Raw genomic sequence first — 18,965 nt, 5'->3', positions numbered from 1 at the left:
GCTTGAGTGATGTGGCGCTGCCTGCAGGGTGGGCGATGGCTCGCCTCGATGAAATCGTAGAGATTCTCGACAATCAACGAGTTCCGATCAGCGCGAAGGAAAGGGCAAAGCGCCCCGGAAACATTCCCTACTACGGAGCCACCGGCCAGGTCGGATGGATCGACCGCCCGCTATTCTCAGAGGAATTGGCGCTCCTCGGCGAAGATGGCGTGCAATTCTTCGACCGCAGCAAGCCGAAGGCGTACAGGATTTCAGGCCCCACATGGGTGAACAACCATGCCCACGTTCTGCGCGCACGTGAAGACGTTACGCCCACGCGTTTCGTGGTCCACTACCTGAATAGCTTCAACTACGAGGGCTACGCCAACGGAACCACTCGCCTTAAGTTGACAAAGGCGTCCATGTCTTCGATCCCAGTACCGCTGCCACCGCTCGCGGAGCAGCACCGCATCGTCGAGGCCCTCGAAGACCACCTCTCCCGCCTCGATGCGGCATGTACTGCACTGCGTGGCTCGCTGGCCCGCAGTTCACACCTTCGGCAGTCAACGATTCGCCGCGCGCTGCGAGGCGAAGGCCTCCCGCCGCCCAATAGGGGGGATGCAGCCGAAGAATTCCATCCCCGCTCTCGGCTCGCTCCGCATGAGCACCCTTGGCACGTTCCGGACGGATGGCTCTGGACGACTGTAGGCAGCATTTTCAACGTCTACGTCGGGACTACGCCAAGCCGCAAGGTGCCGGAGCTGTGGTCTGGCGCGATCCCGTGGGTATCAAGCGGCGAAGTAAGCTTCGGTCGGATTTCCAGCACGCGGGAGCACATCAGCGAGGAAGCAGTCGGTAATCGAAGGACGCGCCTACACCCGCCCGGCACCGTCATGATCGCGATGATTGGCGAGGGAAAGACTAGGGGGCAGGTGGCCATTCTTGACATCGAAGCGACACATAACCAGAATTGCGCTTCGATTCGAGTGTCAGAGACGCGTATCCTGCCTGAATACGTGTACCTCGTACTCGAGGAGCGCTATCAGCAGTCACGGAGTTCTAGTTCCGGCGGCAATCAACCTGCACTGAACAAGTCCAAGGTCGAGGCAATTCCCGTACCACTGCCTCCTCTGGCTACTCAACAGCAGATCGTTGCGCAGATCGCCGAGTTCAGCCAGGCCTCCGATCGAGTTCGAAGGGAACTCGAAAGGACGTTGAAGAGGGCGGCCCACCTGAGGCAAGCTCTACTCGCTCGTGCATACAGCGGGAAGCTTGTTGCTCAAGATCCGGCCGACGAGCCCGCCTCCGTGCTGCTCGATCGGATCCGGGCCGAGCGCGAAGCGCAGGGCGGCAAGGTCAAGCGGGGCACGCGTCGGCCCCGTAAGGCGGCCGAAGTGGCGCCGCCGCCGGCCCCCGCCTCAACCCCCTCACCCGCCTCCGCCGTTCAGCAGGAGCTTCCGCTGTGACCCCCGCATCCCCCGCCCTGGCGCACGCTCAGACCAACACCCTGGTCGCCAAGCTCTGGAACTACTGCAACGTCCTCCGGGACAACGGCCTGTCCACCATCGAGTACGTCGAGCAGCTCTCGTACCTGCTCTTCCTCAAGATGGCCGACGAGATCGCCTCCGACCCCTTCACCGAGGCCGAGGCTCGCACCGTCGTACCCGCCAAGTACGACTGGCAGTCGCTCGCCTCCAAGAAGGGCATCGAGCTCGAAGTCCACTACCGCGAGATCCTGGCCGAGCTCGGCAAGAGCCCCGGTACCACCCTCGGCCGGATCTTCGCCAAGGCGCAGAACCGGATCACCGAGCCCGCCCTCCTCGAAAAGCTCGTGGTCGAGCTGATCGGCAAGGAAGACTGGACGATCCAGGGCACCGACCTCAAGGGCGACGCCTACGAGGGCCTGCTGGCCAAGGGCGCCGAGGACACCAAGACCGGCGCCGGCCAGTACTTCACGCCCCGCGCGCTCATCGACGCCATGGTCGACGTGATGCAGCCCCAGCCGGGCGACACCATCACCGACCCCGCCTGCGGAACCGCCGGCTTCCTCATCGCCGCGCACGCCTACATCCGCAAGCACCACATGCAGAACCTCTCCCGCGAGGAGCGGCTCGCGCTCGGGGACGGCAAGATCTGGGGCAACGAGCTGGTCACCGGTACCGCTCGCCTCGCCGCGATGAACATGCTGCTGCACGGCATCGGGGACGCTGACGGCAAGTCACTCATCACCGAGGGGGACGCGCTCGCCGAACAGCCCAAGCAGCACGCTTCCCTGGTCCTCGCGAACCCGCCCTTCGGCAAGAAGTCCGCGATCACCATCGTCGGCACCGACGGCAAGGCCGACAAGCAGGACATCTCCTACGACCGAGATGACTTCCGCGCCACCACCACCAACAAGCAGCTGAACTTCCTCCAGCACATCATGTCGCTGATGGAGATGAATGGCCGCGCGGCGGTTGTTCTCCCCGACAACGTGCTCTTCGAGGGTGGCGCCGGCGAGAAGATCCGACGTCGCCTGCTCGAAGACTTCGATCTGCACACGATCCTTCGTCTGCCCACCGGCATCTTCTACGCGGGCGGCGTAAAGGCCAACGTCCTGTTCTTCGAGAAGAAGCCCCCGCGTAGCGGAGGAGCGCACAACACCTCGAAGCTCTGGGTCTACGACTTCCGCACCGCCAAGCACTTCACCCTCAAGCAGCACCCGCTCACTCGCGCTGCCCTGGAGGAGTTCGTCGAGGCCTACCTGCCGGGCAAGGACCGAAGCGAGCGCGTCGAGACCGAGCGCTTCAAGTGCTTCGAGTACGACGAACTCATCGCCCGCGACAAGGTGAACCTCGACATCACCTGGATGAAGGACCCGGCCCTCGACGACGCCGACAGCCTGCTGCCGCCCGAGGTGATCGCGCAGGAGATCGTGGAGGACTTGCAGGCCGCGCTCAGCGAGTTCGCCGCGATCGCGGAGGCGCTCGGTGGCGAGATCTCGGTCGACACTGACGAGATCCAGCCAGGGGAAGGCGCTTAACCCGCAACTGAGTTGACCCGCCCCCGTCCCGCCGGAAGTCTTGATCTCGATCAATCAGCGAGACGGGGGCATCCCATGGCAGTTCCGCATCCGCAGACGCGCGAGTTCCAGGCGTTCAAGACCAACATCGAGTACGCCCGGAAGATGGTCCTCGCCGGCCAGAGCCTGGCTGCCTTCCAGTCCCCCGTCTTCGACATCGGTGACTTCTACCGTGCCGCGTGGGTGCAGGCGGTCAGCGCCATCGACCACTGGTTCCACGAGGAGCTGTACCGCCGGGTGGCCGACCTCGCCGCAGCGGACAGTCCTGGAATGCCGTACCAGCTGACGAAGTTCGAGCTGCCGCTGGAGAAGGTCGAGGAGGTCCGACGGGGTACCACCACGCTCGCCGACGCCGTATCCGAGCACGTCAAGGCGAAGTGGGCCAACGCCTCCCTCCAGAACCCGCGCAAGATCAGCGAGGCGCTGAAGCTGGTCACGGAGGAGAACATCTGGGGCAAGGCCGCGGTCCAGCTCAACGAGTGGAACCACGGCCGCACGGGGATGACGGACCAGACGCTGAAGAAGCAGTACGTCTCCATCACCGACCGCCGCAACAAGATCGCCCATGACGCGGACCTGCTGGACGGCGACCTCAAGCGGCGGCGCCCGATCTCCGACGCCGACGTGACGGACGCGATCGACTGGATCGAGCGGATCGCTCTCGCGATCGCCAAGGTTCTCGGCTGACCTCTGGGATGGGTGAGGGCGCTGTGAACTGCTGTCCGTGGCGCCCTCGGCGTCTCAAGAGCCGGGCGGCGTTCCGTACAGGGGAAGGCCCGAAGTGGGCAGGTCGCCGCCGAGGTCGTCGGGCAGCGGGACCGGTTCGCCGTACTTTCCGTGGACGACGCCCTTGTACTCGCCTTCTCCCGGACGGGTGAACAGGGACCACGTGCCCGTGCGCGGGTCGATCTGCAACAGGCGGGCGACACGTGCCGCCGCGTACCACGCGGTCTTCTCGTTGATCCCCCTCAGCCGCTCGCTGGGCGAGATGACCTCTACCGCGAGGGCGATCGCGTCCGCCTCCAGGAGCCAGCCGTCGTCCTCCTTGAAGGCGCGGGGACCGATGGTCAGGTCCGGGGTCGCGTAGTCGTCCGGATCGTCGGGCATCGGGACGGACACGTTCTCGTACGCCTCGTACGCGGCGGAAAGGCTCGGACGAATGGCGTCGCGCAGGTCGATGACGGTCCCGGCGTGCTTGCCGCTCGGGCTCGGGGACATCATGAGAATGCCCCCGATGATCTCCACGCGCATGCCGGTGGCCTGCTCGATCTGCTCGGCGGCGTCGCGCAGGTGTCCGCGGCGGACGGGGATGGGGTGGTGGACCGGGTCCGCCACGGTGTCGCCTCCTTGCCTGCGGGGAGTGAGTGCGGGGCCTGGGTGTACATCGCACTCGGCACTCGCACGGCGCGTTTCACCTTACGGCAGCCCTCGTACGGACAGCGGTTCCGCAGCGGGCAAGCGCAGCGGCGGGCCTTCGTCCAGGGCGAGGACGACCGTCAGGCCGCCGGTGGCGTGGCGCGCCGTTCGCACGCTGCGGACCGCGCGCCACGCACCCCAAACGCGGATCTGTTGGCCGGAGCTGACCGTGACCGCCGCGACCTCCCTCGTTGACGGGGTGGGGAGGAGGTCGGGGGCCTTCAGCTCCGACCAGACCGTCTTGCCGATGCCGCCCGCGCGTGCGGTGACGCCCCAGCGGTGGCTGAGGGCGTCCACGAGCCGTAGCCCCCGGCCGCGTTCGTCGTCCGTGGCGGGGTGGCGGAGTTCCGGCCGGCCGGATCCGGCGTCGCTCACTTCCAGGCGCAGCAGCCCGTCCGTCGAGGAGTGCGCGATCCGTACGCCGACCTGGCGGTCGCTGGGTGCGGGTGCGCGGAGGGCGTTGGTCACGAGTTCGGAGAGGACGAGTTCGGCGGTCTGGAGGAGGTCGTCCCCCGCGCCCCAGTCCCCGAGTAGGGCGTGCAGTGCCGCGCGGGCCCTTGGCGCGCTGCGGGGTCGGCGTGAGAGCCGGAAAGAGACGTCGATCAGTGCAGCCATGGCAGCTCCAGAGGGTCGGAACCCCCGGACAAGCGGGGGCTCAGGTACCGACACCAGGAGAGTGCCCGCAGAACAGGTATCCGCGCAACGTTGAATGGATTGCTGGCTCTTAATTCACCCATACGGGAATTCGCGAGTCCGCAAGCCCCCTGCTCTGATAGGGAGTTGCCTATGCCAAACGTGATGCCCTCCACGGTCCTGGGTCGCCAACTCGGCGACGAACTACGCCGGTCCCGAGAGGCCGCAGGCCTCACCACTGCGGCTGCTGCCGAGGTGCTGGACTGCACAAAGGGAAAGATCAGCCGCATCGAGAACGGCCATGTCCCAGTCCGCACACCTGATCTCATCGCGCTCATGGAGGCATATGGGGTGATGGACACGGAGTCGCGGGAGCGCCTGACTTCCCTTGCCTTGAGGGCGAACAGACGACGGCGTGAAGGGTGGTGGCATGAGTACGCCTCCGTTCTCAGTGACGCGTACCGCGACCAGATCGAGATGGAGTCGATCTGCGACAGCATCCGCACTTACCAGGTGCAGATGGTGCCCGGACTCCTCCAGACTCCGGAGTACGGGCGGGCCGTAACTGTGGCATCGCGCGCCTGGCAGACGGCTGAGGAGATCGACCGGTTCGTCCAGGTACGACTTGCCAGGCAGGAACGGTTGGCGGGTGCGGAACCCATGGAGTTCTGGGCAGTACTTGCTGAAGGAGTGCTGCGCCAACAAGTCGGCGGGCCGGACATCATGCACGCACAGTTGAAGCACCTACTGACCATGGCCGAGCGACCCAACATCACCGTTCAGGTGCTGCCGTTCACACGCGGCGCCCACTCGGGCATGTTCGGCCCGTACGTGCTGCTCAGCTTCCCGCAACTGTCGTCGCTCGACCTCGTACTCACCGAGGCCCCCACTGGCAACATCTGGATGGAGCGAGAGCAGGAAGTCGCCTGCTACCGAGGGCTCTTCGATGACGCCCGCATGGCAGCATTGCCGCCTACGGAGTCACTCGCGCTGATCCAGCGTGTTGCCAAGGAGCACAGAGCATGAGCAACGAGGTCCGCTCGACGACCGGGGTCCACAAGACCGCGATATGGCGCACGAGCAGCTACAGCGGAGGGCAAGGCGACTGCGTCGAGGTCGCCGACAACGTCCCCGGCGTCGTCCCCGTCCGCGACAGCAAGCGGCCCGCCGGGCCTGTGATCGGGTTCGGGGCCGGCGCCTGGCGGGCGTTCGTCACGCAGGTGCGCTGAACGGGCGGCCCGGGGACAGGAGCCGGGCGGGCGCGGGCCCCGGCTCCGCGTGGCCCCGGCCCGGTGTTCACGGCGGTCAGCGCCGCTTGCGTTTCCCGCCCGCGCGCTTGGCGGGCTTCTTCCTGCCCGGGGAGCGGGTCGTACCGCTGGTCTGGAAGGCCCGCCAGGCGCGACGGGCCTGTTCGGCGGTGGCACGGTCGGGGTGGTGTGAGAGCTGCCCTGCCAGGAAGGCGGACGTATACGGGTCCGCCGCCGTGAGGGCGGTGACCAGGGCCGGGCCGCCGCTGAGCCAGGCTGCCGCGGCCTTGTCGAAGACGGCGTGGACTTCGGCGAACAGCTCGGGCTCCTCCTCGTTCGGAGCCGCCGTCATGCGGTGGTCGAGGGATGCGGCGCTCCGTACGGCTTCGAGCGCGTCGAGCAGGTACACCGCGCGGGCCGACAGCGGAACGGCTGAGGGGTCGGGCGCCTGGCCGCGTGCGTGCAGGGCGTGTTCGGCCCAGCCCCCCAGGACCGGGTCGGCCAGCAGTGCGTACAGGGCCTCGTCGGGCACGGCCGTCGCGTCAAGGGCGGCGAGCAGCGCTCGCCGCCTCGCGGGCTCGTCCTCGGGGCAGGCGGCGGAGATCGCCTCGAACAGAGGGGTCCATCCGTCGGTGCCCTGCGCGTCCAGCCAGTCGCCGACGGCCGGCCGGGCGGCCCGCTTCGGCCACCACTGGGCTGCCGCGACGAGCCGTTCCGCGTCCCAGGAGAGCATCTGCTCCCGAGTGGGGAAGACATCGGCGGCCTCGCCTCCGAGGCCCAGGAGGAGGGCGTCGCGGAGCAGGGCGGAGCCGAGTGGGGTGAGGCTGAGTGCGTCTCCGGTCCGTTCGGTGACACCCAGAGCGGCCAGGCGGTCCATCAGGCGCACGAGGCGGGCAGCGGACGGGATCAGATCCGTACGGTCGGACGCGGTGAGTGCCGGGAGTCCCAGGACCGCGGACAGGGCCTGGGGGTCGGGCAGTTCGTACTCTCCGGTGGCCGGGACGGACACGTCGGGGTCGCTCTCGTAGCCCGGCGGCACGCACCACATGTCGCTCAGGGCGGCCACGCGGGCCACGGACTGCGCCATCCCCGCTTGCTCGCACAGGAGGTAGAGGGTGAGCAGGTGCTCGCCGTCGTACTCCTCCGCGGTCTCTTCCTCCTCGGCCGGCTGTGTCAGCAGGACGCCGAGCAGGTTCAGGGCCAGTCCGGTCAGCTCGGCGGGGCCACCCTCACGCCAGGCCTCGGCCGATGGCCCCGCGCTGAGCGCGCCGCCCTGCTCCCGCACCAGGAAGCCGCTCGCCAGCGCCAGTTCGCGCGTTCGCTCGTCCGCGCCCTGCGGATCGGCGGCGGCTCGCGCCAGGAGCTGGGGCAGCGGGGCGGAACGCAGCAGCGCGGCCTGCTCCTCCGGGGAGTCCGGCAACGGGGCCGGGGGCAGCGGCGCGAAGGCGTCGCCATTCATCTCCAGGTGCTGGCCGACCATGGCCTGGACGAGGGCGAGGAGAGGGGTGGGAGCGCTGCCGCCGCCCGGCGCCAGGTGCGCGAAGGGTCCGCGCAGCAGGGCGTCGAGCCCGGCTGCCGTCCAGCGATCCGTGAGCACCGCTGCCTGCGCCTCGTACCAGTCGTCCCTCTCGTCGTCCGGCTTGCCTGCCGGGGCATCGGCGACCAGCAGGCCCTCGCCGGGGCGGGGTCGCACCCGCTCGGCCAGCGCCACGGCCTCCAGCCGTGCGGCGAGCAGCGGACGGGCCTGCCGGGAGCGTTCCGCGCACAGCGCCTGCGCGTATGCCGCTTCGGCGAGCGGTCCGTTCGGAGAGGAGGAGGCGAAGCCGAGCGCGGCGTTCCGCTCGGCCTGCGGGCGCGCGGCGAACGCCTCCAGCCAGGCGCGCACAGCCCGGGGATCGGTGGCGTCCACGCCCGCGGCGCGCAACAGGTTTCCGTACAGCCGCGGCCAGGTGAGGCGGCGGGGGCTCGTCATCGCCTGGGTGAAGCCCTCGGCCAGCTCGTGCACCCGGGTCACGAGCTTCGCCTGCCGCTTGGCATTGAGGCGGCCGACCTCGTGGGTGTGGTCGACAAGTGCGACCAGCGCGGCGACGAAGCCCGGCAGTTCTTCCTCGGTGGCGCTGACGTACAGCGGGAGCAGGATGTGCAGCAGTTCCTCCGCCAGCTCCTCGGTGGGCTCGGGCAGGCCGGTCCGGCGGCGTGCCTCGCCCAGCGCGAGTAGACCGAGGACGGCCTCCGCCGCCCGCACGTCCAGCGGGGTGCCTCGCTCTTCGGCCCGGGCGAGGAACGAGTCCATATCAAGGAGAAGTGGCGTGGCGGTGTTCATCCCGGCAGCCTAGCGACGCGGCACGGCCGCCCGTTCCCATCGGCGGAATCCGGGACGGCGAGCGGGGCGCGACGCGCGAATACACGCCATCGATGCCATGCCCTGCGCCACCGCCCCTCGACTCGCCCGACCCTGTCACCGTGCTCACCTCCGCTCCGGAAGGCCTGACGGCGCTGTGCGGCGGTCGGGTCACCCGTCATCGAGGTCTGACCCACGCGTCCTAGCCGGCCGAGGTGAGTGCGCAGGCCAGCGCGCGGGCGCTCGCCGGGACGCCGCGGACCGGACTGCCGTACACGGGGTGAGCCTGGTCCAGGGTGGGCAGGAGGCTCGGCGCGCGGTCGGTGGGGGCGCGGTCGAGGACGGTGGTGCCGGTCTCGGCCTCTTGGGTGGGGGCGTAGCCGGCCGTGCGGAGGGCTGACAACGTCTCCTCCGGCGGGGCTGTGGAGATCAGGACGGTGGGGGCGATCCGGCGCAGGCGGAGCTTGGCCAGGCCGCGGGCCTGGGCCACCTCGGCGATCAGGCCGGTGTCGTCCGAGCGGATGCAGCAGGCCGAGCGGACCACCTTGAGTTGTCCGTGGGTGCGGGCGGTGTCCTTGATCGTGTAGGCCAACGGCTGCGGCAGCAGTGTGCCGCGCTTGCTCGCGGCGGTGAGGCGGTCGAGGAGTTCGTCGGCACTCCAGCCGGAGTCCAGGGCCCGGCGTACGGAAGCCGCGGTGATCCGCCAGACCACCGCGTGGCCCTCGGATTCGATGTCGCCGACGGCGGAGAGCAGGTCGGCGAGGGCGGGCGCGGGCGCGCCGGTGACGGTGGCGGTCAGGTCGCTCTGGAACCGGGCCGTGCCGCTGGGTGCGGGCAGGGTGGCGTACAGCGCCTCGCGCAGCGCGGTCACGGCCTGGGCCAGGGCGGGGCGGGTGGTGAGGTCCTCGCCCAGGTCCTCGGAGCCGCGGGCGGCCGGGTCGGCGCCCGCTCCGGGCACGGCGGGGTAGTGGTGGGCGGCGCCCACCTCCAGCAGGCGGCACAGGGCCCGCCCGACTGGGGTGAGGGCACCGTGGGCGACCACGCCGAGCAGGGCCGCCTCCTCCAGGGTGGCGGCCAGCCGGTCGAGCGGTTCGTCCGCGCCGGTCAGTGTTCCGGTGCCGTCTCCGGCCAGGTGGGCGCGCAGGGCGGGCCGGAACCATGCGGCCAGAGCGAGGAGTTCGGCATGTCCGTGCGCCTCCCCGGTGAGGCCTTGTCCGTCGGGGAGCGTGGCCAGCGCCCGCAGTACCCCGGTGCGCAGGGTGACCGCCTCCTCGTCCTGCGGGCTGATCAGCGCGACGGGGGTCTCGTCCGGGTCCGGCCAGTGGCTGAGGACCTCGGGGACCACCGCCCAGGCGGCCAGCAGCGGCAGCAGTTTGCCCGCGGGCGGTGCGGCGGCCCAGGCGTCGTAGCGGTCGCTGGGCAGCAGCCGGGCCGAGGGCTTGGGAGCCTGGGAGTTCCGGCCCCGGGCGGCGGGGGCCGGCTCCTCGTCCTGGGGTGCGGCGAGCCCGGCGTTCACGGCGAGGTCGAGCCACAGCCGGGTGTCGGCCTCGTCCGCCCCGGCCGCCTTGGCCAGCCGCCGGGTGTCGCGTACGGCGATCCCGCCCGTCTTGCGGATCGCGACCGGCTGGGCGGCCAGCGCCCGCAGGACCAGTTCGGCCCGCCAGGCGGCCGCCGCGGCGGCCGTGCCGCCCTCGCCCTCCCATCCGGGCGGCAGCGGCGCGGTGGCGGTGAGCGGCTCCGCCTCCAGCCGGGGGCTGGGTGCCGCGCCCTCATCGCGGAGCGCACGGGCGACCTCGTACGGAAGCTCCACGAGGTCGAGCCCGACGGGGACCAGCAGCCCGCGTGCGGCCAGCCAGTCGGTGCCCTCGTCGCCGCTGCCGCCCTCCCGGAAGACGTACTTGGAGTCCGGAGCCGCGTACTGCGCTCCGTACCGGCTGACGAAGCAGTGGGTGCGCAGCAGCGGCGGGCCGGGCACCAGGTGGTCCAGCAGTTCCTGAGCCCGGGCCGGGGCGTCCGCCACGAGAGGCCGCACCAGGTCGGGGTCGGCGAGCATGGTGGTGATCAGCTCCTGCGCCTGGTCACGCGTACGGGCCGCGCCCTCGCCGAAGAGGGTTGCGGCGATCCGCTTGACCTCGGGGGCGTTGTAGGCGGAGGTCAGCAGCCGGTCGGCGGTGCGCCCGTAGCCGTCGAATCCGGCCGCCCGGACGTGCAGCAGCGGCGGCAGCGCCAGTTTCCCCTTGGGCGCGGGGAGCAACAGCGCGCGCTCCCGCAGTCGGGCGAGCGTGTGCTCCGCCCGCCGCCGCTCCGCCCCCGGCTCGAACCAAGCCAGTACGTCCCGCTCGGCCACCAGCCGTTCGGCGGGCTCCACCGGCGCCACGGGCCGGTGCTGCTGCCAGGGATAACGGGGCCCGTCCTCGGCCTCGCCGCCGGCCACGGGTCCGTGCCGCTCCAACGCCAGGGCGGCGATGGAAGCCAGCAGTTCCAGTTCGCCCGCGGTGCCCGCCATCAGGCCGTGGGCCACCGACTCGTCGGTGAGTAGGTGTTCGGCCAGTTCGCGGAGTGTGGTGATCCGCCGGTGCTCGGCGGCGAGCGGCAGATCCCGCTCTTCCAACAGGACGGTCAGTCCCTCGGAATCCAGGGTGCCGAGCCATTTCGCCAGGGCGGTACGCGCGTTCACCCGGCCAGCCTAGCCCCGCCCGGCCACCCCGCAGGGGTGAACCTGGCAGCATTTCGAGGATCACCGCAGCTTGGCGACGTCCCGGCTCCTCCCCTGCGCGCGCTGCGCCCCTGACCCGGTCGCCGCCCTCACCGCCGTATGGGACAGGCGCCAGTCACCCGGCGTCGCGTAGACCGGGCACCGGCACCCTCGGACAGGCGGCGTCACGCGAACGGCGCTGATCCCGGGTGGTGGAGCCGGCCTCAGCGCTGGACAGCGCGTACACCGCCGCGCGTATGGGCTTCGATGCCCGGAAGGTTCTCAGAGGACGGTCAATCCCTACTGCCACTGGGCGCCCGAGGCAGGTACATCACCATGACCACCCTGGCGGTTCCCTGACTACCGCCAGGCACGAACAAGGTCCTCCGGACCCCAATGCGCCGCAAGAGGCAGATCGTCCTCAACACCGCAACGGGACACCGCAACCAGCGCCGTGCCCGGCTCGGCGCCGGGCACGGCGAGCATGTCCCGCACCAGGGCGTCGTACTCACGCCGGCCGAACGGCTGCGACTCCAACCACTTCACCGAGCCGATGAAGTGAACCTGCCCTGCGACGGGTTCGCGGTCGGCTCCGATCAGGTCGATCTCCGGGTTGTTCTGGCGGTTCCACCAGCCCCCGACCGCCTCCGTCTGCGGCCACATCTCGTCGGGCAGCAACCGCAGCAGCGACTCGCGGACGACCGGCTCGACGGCCCGGCCCCGCCATGTCGTCCACGACCGCTCGATGCGCTCCAGCGCCAGATCACCACGACCGCGCTCGATGAGCGGGATCCCGCGTTGCAGGAAAGCCAGCCAGAACCGCAGGTACGGATCAGCGATGCGATAGCGCTTGTTCTTGCTGTCCGCCTTGACCGAGAGCGGCAGGTCAGCGGCCAGGACTCGCTTGGCCAGCAGCGTGTTCAGCAGCGGAGACAGCGTGCCCGAGGGCAGTGCGCCGCCACCACCGGCTTGTGCGGCAATGGTGGAGAAGGTCCGCTCGCCACTGCCGACCGCTTCCAGGATCGCGCGCGAGTGGGACGCCTCGGGAAACTCCCCCAGCAGCGACAGTTCGCCCGCCACCAACAGCGGGGCAAGCGGGTTGGACACAGCCTCGCGCAGAAAGTCTCGGCGGCCCATCCCCGGCCGCCAGGACTGAACGATCTCCGGGAACCCTCCGGTGATCAGCAGCGCGTCCACCGCTTCCGCCGCGTCAAGGCCGGTCATCGCCTGCACATCGGCCAGATGCAGCGGCTGTACGGTCATCTTGGCCGCCCGGCCGAAGAACGGGCGGCCATAGGACTGCAGCGCCTCCATCACCGACATGTCACTGCCGACCAGGATCAACAGGACGGGCTTGGCGGACAAGTGCCGGTCCCAGACCGTCTGCAGCGCCCCCTCGAACTCCCCGTCCTGTTCGACCAGCCACGGCACCTCGTCGACCACCGCAATGCTCGGTGCATCGTCCGGAATCGCGACTGCGAGGGAACGCAGTGCCTGGTTCCAGTCGGCGGCCTGCAGCCCGGCCACCAGCTCAGCCCCGGGAAGAGGGGAATGCGCCAGCGTCGCGGCGAAGTCCGCCCGCTCGGCCACGGCGTTGCGTCCCCGGGTCGCCTGGAAGACCACGTACGGAAGCCCGGAACGGTCGCAGAACTCCTGGACCAGACGAGACTTGCCCACCCGGCGCCGCCCCGTCACGATCACAGCCTGACCACGGGTGGCGCCCGTACCGCCGACCACCAGGCCCAGCTGCCGAGCCAGCTGATCCAGATCAGCAGACCTGCCCTTGAACTCCATCAGCGCCCCATCCCCAGCATCTATAAAACATAGATTCGATATTACGTAGATTGAATCTTACTTAGACGTTAGCTCGCTTGCTCACTTCTGACGTCCACATCGGCGGCGCGGGGACGGCGGGGAAGCCATCGCGCGCCGGGGCCTCAGCCACTGGGGCCCACGCTCGCCCACGAGCGCCGCCGAGGAGTCGCCCCCGGGAGCTCGGACAGCCCGCCCCGGACGCCAGTGACGCAGAGTGTTCGAGCAGCGACTCCTACAGAACAGCCGTTCGCCCCCGCCCGGCGGTCTTCCCTGTTCCCATGTCCCGAGTGCCCCCACCCCCGCTCCCGCTCGATCTTCTTGTTCAGGACTTCTTTCCGGCCGTAGACGCACCCTTCGCAGGGTGCACCCCAGCTCTCACCTCACCCGGCCCCGTCACCGCGCTCACCTCCGACCCGGACGACCTCACCGCGCTGTGCGGCGGCCGGATCGCCGTCATCAAGGTCTGACACTGCACATTGCAGGACATACAGCACATTTCCAAGTCGTGGGGCATGCATGGGACGGCAAGCCTGACAACTCATCAACTACGCGTCTAACCTCAATACCAGTGATTTAAGGGTCCGGGGTGCCTGGGGTCTTCGGTGGGTTGGTCGGGGCCGTTTTGTGGTGTGGGGCGATGGCCACGGCTCGGGCTGGGTCGAGTGTCGGCTGTGGCCAGAGCCGGTGTGCGGTGCGCTTGACGCCGAAGTTGGACATCTTGCGTTTGACGACGCGGGCGTTCGACCGCTGTCGTCGCGGTGGCAGGAGGTGACGGGCTATCTCTCGTATCCCGTCGGTGAGGGCTGTGGCCAGGCGGTCAGGGGGAAAAGGCCGCCTGCGCGGTGACCTGGCGTCGGGCGAGGCGGAGGGTGCGGGTGAAGGAAAGCCGGTCGGTATCGGTGTCGGTGTCCCGGGCGGCGGTGTGCATGAGCTGGCGGATCGCGTGATGGACGAGGAGGTGGGCCCAGACCTCCTGTTCGACGCCGTCGGGCGATCGGGAGCGCAGGACCTGGGCGGGGCCGCGTTGGTGGGTCTTCAGCTCGTCCAGTGTGGTCTCGATCTCCCATCGCTCGTTGTAGAGGGCCGCCAACTCCGCCGCGGGTGCGGCTTCGTGGTCGAGGATGGTGGTGATCAGCCGGTACGGGGCGTCGTGCTGCGGGCGTCCGGGGTCGTCCAGGGTGTACTCGATGACCCGCACCACGGTGGGATCGGTGCGTTTGCGGTGGTCCTTGGCCGCCACGATGTCGGAGAGGTAGGACCCGTCGGGGAGCTCGCGCCGCACGGGCAGGACGGCGTTGGACTTGATGCGCCAGAGCAGGTCCGCACCGCCGGCCGATGCCGCTCGCCACTGCTCCAGCCCGGCGAAGCCCCGGTCGGCCATCAGCAGGTCATCCGGTCCAAGGGCGTCGAACAGCTCCCGCGCGATCACGGACTCCGCGGTGGTGAACGGCCCCAGAGCCGCGCGGGTGATGGCGTGCGTGCCGCACTCCGCCAGCGCCACCACCCGCACCTGCGGGAACGCGGTCCGCTCGCCCCGGTGGGTGGCGGGACGACCGAACCGGGCGTCGTTCTCCTCACTGTCCGGCACGTCGAACGTGGTCCCGTCGACCGCCATCAGACGCCAACACCCGTACCACGCACCGGGAGTGGACTCGGTCGCCACAGGCCCGGCGGACTGCTCGAAGAGAGCCTTGAGCGGCTCGGGCCCGAGCCTGGCCCGGGCCCGGGAAACCGCACCGGGCGTAGGCACCTGCCACGAACCCGACCAGTGCTTGGCCCAGGCCAGACCCTGAGTGAGCAGCCGTGCGACCTCTTCGTAGCCCTGACCGGAGAACAAGCACATCGCCAGCACGAAGTAGACGACCACCCGTGGAGGCAGCAGCCGGTTGCGCTGCCCGGCCTTCCCGGATTCCTCCACGACCCGGTCCACCAGCTCCGGCGGGAACGTCCGCGTCAGCAGTCCGATCGCGATCCGATCCGACAACCGCTCGTCCGTCTCCGGCTTGACCTGTCCAGGGCGTGGCATCCAGACACCTCCTGGCCAACACCCTACCAGCCGAGATCCTTAAGTCACTGGTATTGCGTCTAACCTGGGCAAATATCTGGGTGCGGTCCGGCCTCCGGAGCCGTGTGCGCAGCTTCGAATCCTGCCGGGGGCACTTCGCAGGAAGTGCCCAAAGACCCCGCCATCAGCGCCTTCGCTGAGACGGGGTCTTCGCGTATGCGCAGCCAACTGCCGTGCTGTGCAGCCGCATGTCGGCGCCCGTGGACTGTTCGTGGACAGGATCTTGGATCACTCCCACAGGTGACGATGCGCCTCGGAGTCGAGTGGCGCCACTTGTACGCTCGCGTCCTGGTCTCGGAAGACGTGCCCAAGGGTGGGGCACGAGACCGACTGAGGTGCCATCCGCCGTCACAGACCGCCGGCGGCGGGCGGGACGAATGGACGACCTGGGGGATCTCGTGGATGTGACCACGCTTGCCGTTGCACTCATCAGCGTCGGAGGAGCGCTGGGCGGAACTCTGGGCGGGGCAGCGCTCAGCCAGCGCGCCAGCCGCGCCCAAGCGGCGGAACAGAACCGGCGTGCCGACCGTGAACGAGAGGAGGAGCGCGCCGAGCAAGCGCTGCAGGCCAAGCGCGACCTCTACGCCCATCTGAACACCGCAGCCCGCGCTTACCGCGTCGCCGCCCGAGACGCTGTCGAAGCTGCCGAACACGGTGAGAGCGTCGACCCGGCGCTCCTCGACGCCGCCAAGGAAGCCTGGGCCGAGCAGTACTCCCAAGCGCAGATGGCCTTGGCCAATGATGTGTTGCGCATAGCCTCGGCCCTCAACAGGTCACTCGGAGTCGGGTACTCGGTCGTCAAACAGCTGCCGATCAGTCCCCGGCTCGACGTGGCACACCTGCGGGCCAAGAGATGGTTCGGCGGCCCTCTGTCCGATGGGGTGTACCTCTTCCGCGTCGCTCTGCGACACGACCTCGGCGTCGAGGTCGATCCTCACTTCGAACAGACGCGGATGCAGATGCTTGCCGCGCTCGACAGCGCGCGTGACGGTCTCGCGCACGCACTCGCCGCAGAGCGAGCCCAGGCCACCTGAGGAGCTGCCGGCACTCCGTACGGGCCAAGAGCCCCCGCCACGGTGCGAGCCTGAATACGGCGGGGCCCCTGGACACAACTCCAGGGGCCCAAACCGATCACCGAGGGCCGCACCGGTGGTGTGCCCCGCTCCGTGGTCAGGAGGTACAGCTGGGGACCGCCCCGACAGGGCGGCAGTTGTTGGGCGTGTTGTCGATGATCTTGCTGTTGACGAGGTTCAGGACGCTGGGGGACGGCGCCTGCCAGATGCCGCCGCCGTTGAGCGCGCTGTTGTGCCGCACCACTGTCTTCGTCAGCGTGCTGCTGCCGTAATTGGCGATGCCGCCGCCCATAAGGCCTGCGCGGTTGTCGGCGATGGTCGTCGAGGAGATGTCCATCGGGGCGCAGCCCGGCCCGCCGGTCTGTGGCCGTCTCCGGGACCTGGAAGCCCATCGTCTTCGCCATCCACTCGGGGGTGACGTTCTCCTCCCAGCAGCAGGTCCTGTCGTGCCCGGCCGGCTCCCGCAGCCCGTACGCAACCATCACGACCGTGCCGAGGAGACCGAGGGCGTACGCGGCTTCCAGCGCGCCCCGGCACGTCCGGGGCAGCACCCGGTCGGCGACGTCCTGCGGCAGGTTGCGGTCGCCCGCCGCGGGGCGGGCCTAGTCCAGCGCGGGGGAGACCGGGGCGTCGGTCCGGGTGACCCGTACGACGGAGCCGGTCTGCCGGGAGACCTGCATGACCGTCACGGGCGCGCGCAGTTGGCGGACGGCCGCCTGGAGCCGGGTGTCGTGGGTGAAGACGACCACCTGGCGGCGCAGGGAGCAGAAGTGGAGGACGCGGGCGAGTCCCTCGACCTTCTCCGGGTCCATGGACTGTACGGGGTCGTCGATCACCAGGAAGCCGAAGGGGCTGTCGGGGTGCGTGGCGCGCGGGAGGAACAGCGAGAGCGCGAGCGAGTGGAGCTCGCCCTGGCTCATCACGCCGAACGCGGGCGCCTCGACGGCGTCCACGGCGGCATCGAGCACGACCTTGCGCGCGGTGGCGGTGCCCGCGAGGCTGATCGAGCCGAGCGAGACGCTGCTGCGCTCGCACAGCAGTTTCCAGATGCCCTGGGATTGGTCGGCGAAGGGCCGCAGCCGTTCCTCGCGCAGTTCGTCAGTGACCTTCCTCAGCCATGCACGAACGTCCTTGATCTGCTTGATGAGCGGGCGGGCGGCCTCCGTCGCCTCTGCGGCGCGCAGGCATTCGGCGAGGCGCAGGGCGAGGGGCTGCCACCGGCCGTCCTGCTCCGCGATCCGGTCCGCGGCCTCGTCGCTCTGCTGCCGGCACGCGTCGGCCAGTGTGGCCGCCGCGCGCTCGATCCGGTCCGCGAGTTCGCGCGGGTCGGTGACGTCCCGGCAGGCGGCCCAGTCGTCCCAGAGCGGGGCGAGCGGCGAGGCATCGCCCTGGAGCCAGCCCGGAGCCGGCTGTACGAGGTCCCGTACGGCCCGCGCCGCGGCTTCCAGGCCCGTACGGGCGGTCTGTGCCTCGGCAGCCTCCCGCCGGAGCCGGTCGACCTGTTCCCGGGCGCGCACGGACCAGCTCTCGTCAAGGCGGCTTTCGGCGCCGCACACGGGGCAGTCGGCGGACTGCGGGTGGCGGCGGTGGTGGTCCTGGGCGCGCTCCAGCAGTTCGATCAGCTGCCTGGCGTCCTCGGCGGTGGTGAAACGCGCGTTCTCGGCAACGGCCGCGGCCTCCCGGAGCCGGGCGACCGCGCCCGCGGCCTCGCGCGGGTCGGGGCCTTCGAGGCCGGCGAGGCGGCGCAGCCGGGCGAGTTCGGCGCCGTCCGTCGCGACCCGGCCCTTGAGCAGCGCGCGCAACCGGTCGAGGTCGGGCCGGCGTCCGCCGAGCGCCGCCACGGCCTCGGCGGCCCGCGGGTCGTCCGACTCCGACAGTTCGGCGGTCACGGCGCGGATCAGGTCACCGGCTCCCGCGACCGTGTCGGTGAGCTTCTTCGCGCGGGCGCGCGCTTCGTTGTCGGCGTCGCTGAGCAGGTCCAGACCGAGGATCTGCGCGAGCGCGTCGTGCAGGGCGCTCATCCGCCCGTTGATCATCGCACCGAGCTCGCTGTACGAGAGGAACGGCCGGTAGAGGGAGAGGTCTTCGGCGTCGATGACCTCGCGGGGGTCCTGCTCGGGCCCGCCGGGCCGGTGGACGGCCGTCCGGGAGTCCTCCAGGCCGTCCCCGTGCCAACTCCTGCGCACGGTCAGCGGATCGCCGTCGCCGTCGCCGTCGAGGCACAGCTGCACGGATATCTGCGGAGCGGTGTGGTCGTGCAGGTTGCGCCAGCCCTGCTTCCAGATCTGAGTCCGGTCCTGCCAGCGGAAGTTGTCTCCGGTGAGCACCATCTCGGCGGCCTCGGCGAAGCTCGACTTTCCCGACCCGTTGCGGCCCGCGACGATGGTGAGGCCGGGGCCTGGTTCGAGGTCGAGCGTCGCGGCCGGTCCGATGCCGCGCCAGCCGGCGGCCGATATCGAGCGCAGGTACAGCGGCCCGGCCCGCCCGGCGCTCCTGGCCCGCGCCTCGGGCAGCAGCCCGGCCACGAGCTGCTGCGCCGCGGGGGTCAGCCCGGACGCCGCGAGGCGGCCGAGTAACAGATCGCGGAGCGAGGGGTGGGGCTGGTCACTCACGGCGGCTCCTTGGGGGGGCACGGGGGCG

General features: G+C 70.0%; 15 protein-coding genes. 7 read left to right on the top strand and 8 right to left on the bottom strand.

The genetic code is table 11. The features are described from left to right. The first annotated feature begins 11 nt into the window (after nucleotides 1-11). The 3 genes from OG332_RS29650 (at nucleotide 12) to OG332_RS29640 (ending at nucleotide 3,727) form a co-directional block, all read left to right on the top strand. Entirely contained in the window at nucleotides 12-1,445 is a 1,434-nt protein-coding gene (locus OG332_RS29650; RefSeq protein WP_327419410.1) for a restriction endonuclease subunit S, read from the top strand. After that, nucleotides 1,442-3,001 carry a type I restriction-modification system subunit M gene (locus OG332_RS29645; protein WP_327416327.1) on the top strand — a complete coding sequence of 520 codons (1,560 nt, stop codon included), beginning with the start codon at nucleotides 1,442-1,444 and terminating at the stop codon, nucleotides 2,999-3,001. The genes OG332_RS29650 and OG332_RS29645 overlap by 4 nt, the downstream gene beginning before the upstream one ends. Before the next feature lie 75 nt (nucleotides 3,002-3,076). Then, nucleotides 3,077-3,727 (top strand): hypothetical protein, encoded by a 651-nt coding sequence (locus tag OG332_RS29640; protein WP_327416326.1) that lies wholly within the window; start codon nucleotides 3,077-3,079, stop codon nucleotides 3,725-3,727. 54 nt (nucleotides 3,728-3,781) lie between these two features. Here OG332_RS29640 and OG332_RS29635 read toward each other — a convergent pair whose 3' ends face one another. Continuing rightward, nucleotides 3,782-4,375, bottom strand: coding sequence for a Uma2 family endonuclease (locus OG332_RS29635; protein WP_327416325.1), 594 nt, complete (start codon nucleotides 4,373-4,375; stop codon nucleotides 3,782-3,784). Between the two features lie 81 nt (nucleotides 4,376-4,456). Next, nucleotides 4,457-5,071 carry an ATP-binding protein gene (locus OG332_RS29630; RefSeq protein ID WP_327416324.1) on the bottom strand — a complete coding sequence of 205 codons (615 nt, stop codon included), beginning with the start codon at nucleotides 5,069-5,071 and terminating at the stop codon, nucleotides 4,457-4,459. Nucleotides 5,072-5,242: 171 nt separating this feature from the next. Here OG332_RS29630 and OG332_RS29625 point away from each other — a divergent pair, with 171 nt between their 5' ends. After that, nucleotides 5,243-6,115 carry a helix-turn-helix domain-containing protein gene (locus OG332_RS29625; RefSeq protein ID WP_327416323.1) on the top strand — a complete coding sequence of 291 codons (873 nt, stop codon included), beginning with the start codon at nucleotides 5,243-5,245 and terminating at the stop codon, nucleotides 6,113-6,115. Continuing rightward, nucleotides 6,112-6,318, top strand: a complete 207-nt coding sequence (locus OG332_RS29620; protein WP_327416322.1) for a DUF397 domain-containing protein — start codon at nucleotides 6,112-6,114, stop codon at nucleotides 6,316-6,318. The genes OG332_RS29625 and OG332_RS29620 overlap by 4 nt, the downstream gene beginning before the upstream one ends. 76 nt (nucleotides 6,319-6,394) lie before the next feature. On the opposite strand, the gene OG332_RS29615 is transcribed toward OG332_RS29620, so the two are convergent. From OG332_RS29615 to OG332_RS29605, 3 genes are all read right to left on the bottom strand, one after another. Continuing rightward, entirely contained in the window at nucleotides 6,395-8,659 is a 2,265-nt protein-coding gene (locus OG332_RS29615) for a hypothetical protein (RefSeq protein WP_327416321.1), read from the bottom strand. A 220-nt stretch (nucleotides 8,660-8,879) separates the two neighbouring features. Continuing rightward, a complete protein-coding gene (locus OG332_RS29610; RefSeq protein WP_327416320.1) occupies nucleotides 8,880-11,354 on the bottom strand; it encodes a helicase-associated domain-containing protein in 2,475 nt (824 codons plus the stop codon). A gap of 378 nt (nucleotides 11,355-11,732) precedes the next feature. After that, nucleotides 11,733-13,166, bottom strand: coding sequence for an ATP-binding protein (locus OG332_RS29605; protein ID WP_327416319.1), 1,434 nt, complete (start codon nucleotides 13,164-13,166; stop codon nucleotides 11,733-11,735). A gap of 299 nt (nucleotides 13,167-13,465) precedes the next feature. Here OG332_RS29605 and OG332_RS47905 point away from each other — a divergent pair, with 299 nt between their 5' ends. Further along, a complete protein-coding gene (locus OG332_RS47905; protein ID WP_442816230.1) occupies nucleotides 13,466-13,654 on the top strand; it encodes a hypothetical protein in 189 nt (62 codons plus the stop codon). Between the two features lie 350 nt (nucleotides 13,655-14,004). Here OG332_RS47905 and OG332_RS29595 read toward each other — a convergent pair whose 3' ends face one another. After that, complete coding sequence (locus OG332_RS29595) at nucleotides 14,005-15,213, bottom strand: IS4 family transposase (RefSeq protein WP_327416318.1); 1,209 nt, start codon at nucleotides 15,211-15,213, stop codon at nucleotides 14,005-14,007. 416 nt (nucleotides 15,214-15,629) lie between these two features. Here OG332_RS29595 and OG332_RS29590 point away from each other — a divergent pair, with 416 nt between their 5' ends. Beyond that, nucleotides 15,630-16,286, top strand: a complete 657-nt coding sequence (locus OG332_RS29590) for a hypothetical protein (protein WP_327416317.1) — start codon at nucleotides 15,630-15,632, stop codon at nucleotides 16,284-16,286. Between the two features lie 136 nt (nucleotides 16,287-16,422). On the opposite strand, the gene OG332_RS29585 is transcribed toward OG332_RS29590, so the two are convergent. Then, nucleotides 16,423-16,662, bottom strand: a complete 240-nt coding sequence (locus OG332_RS29585; RefSeq protein ID WP_327416316.1) for a hypothetical protein — start codon at nucleotides 16,660-16,662, stop codon at nucleotides 16,423-16,425. Nucleotides 16,663-16,927: 265 nt separating this feature from the next. Next, nucleotides 16,928-18,937 carry an AAA family ATPase gene (locus OG332_RS29580; RefSeq protein ID WP_327416315.1) on the bottom strand — a complete coding sequence of 670 codons (2,010 nt, stop codon included), beginning with the start codon at nucleotides 18,935-18,937 and terminating at the stop codon, nucleotides 16,928-16,930. Nucleotides 18,938-18,965 lie beyond the last annotated feature (28 nt).

Source organism: Streptomyces sp. NBC_01233, assembly GCF_035989305.1.
Taxonomy (GTDB): domain Bacteria; phylum Actinomycetota; class Actinomycetes; order Streptomycetales; family Streptomycetaceae; genus Streptomyces.
This window is presented reverse-complemented; position numbering and strand designations above follow the sequence as displayed.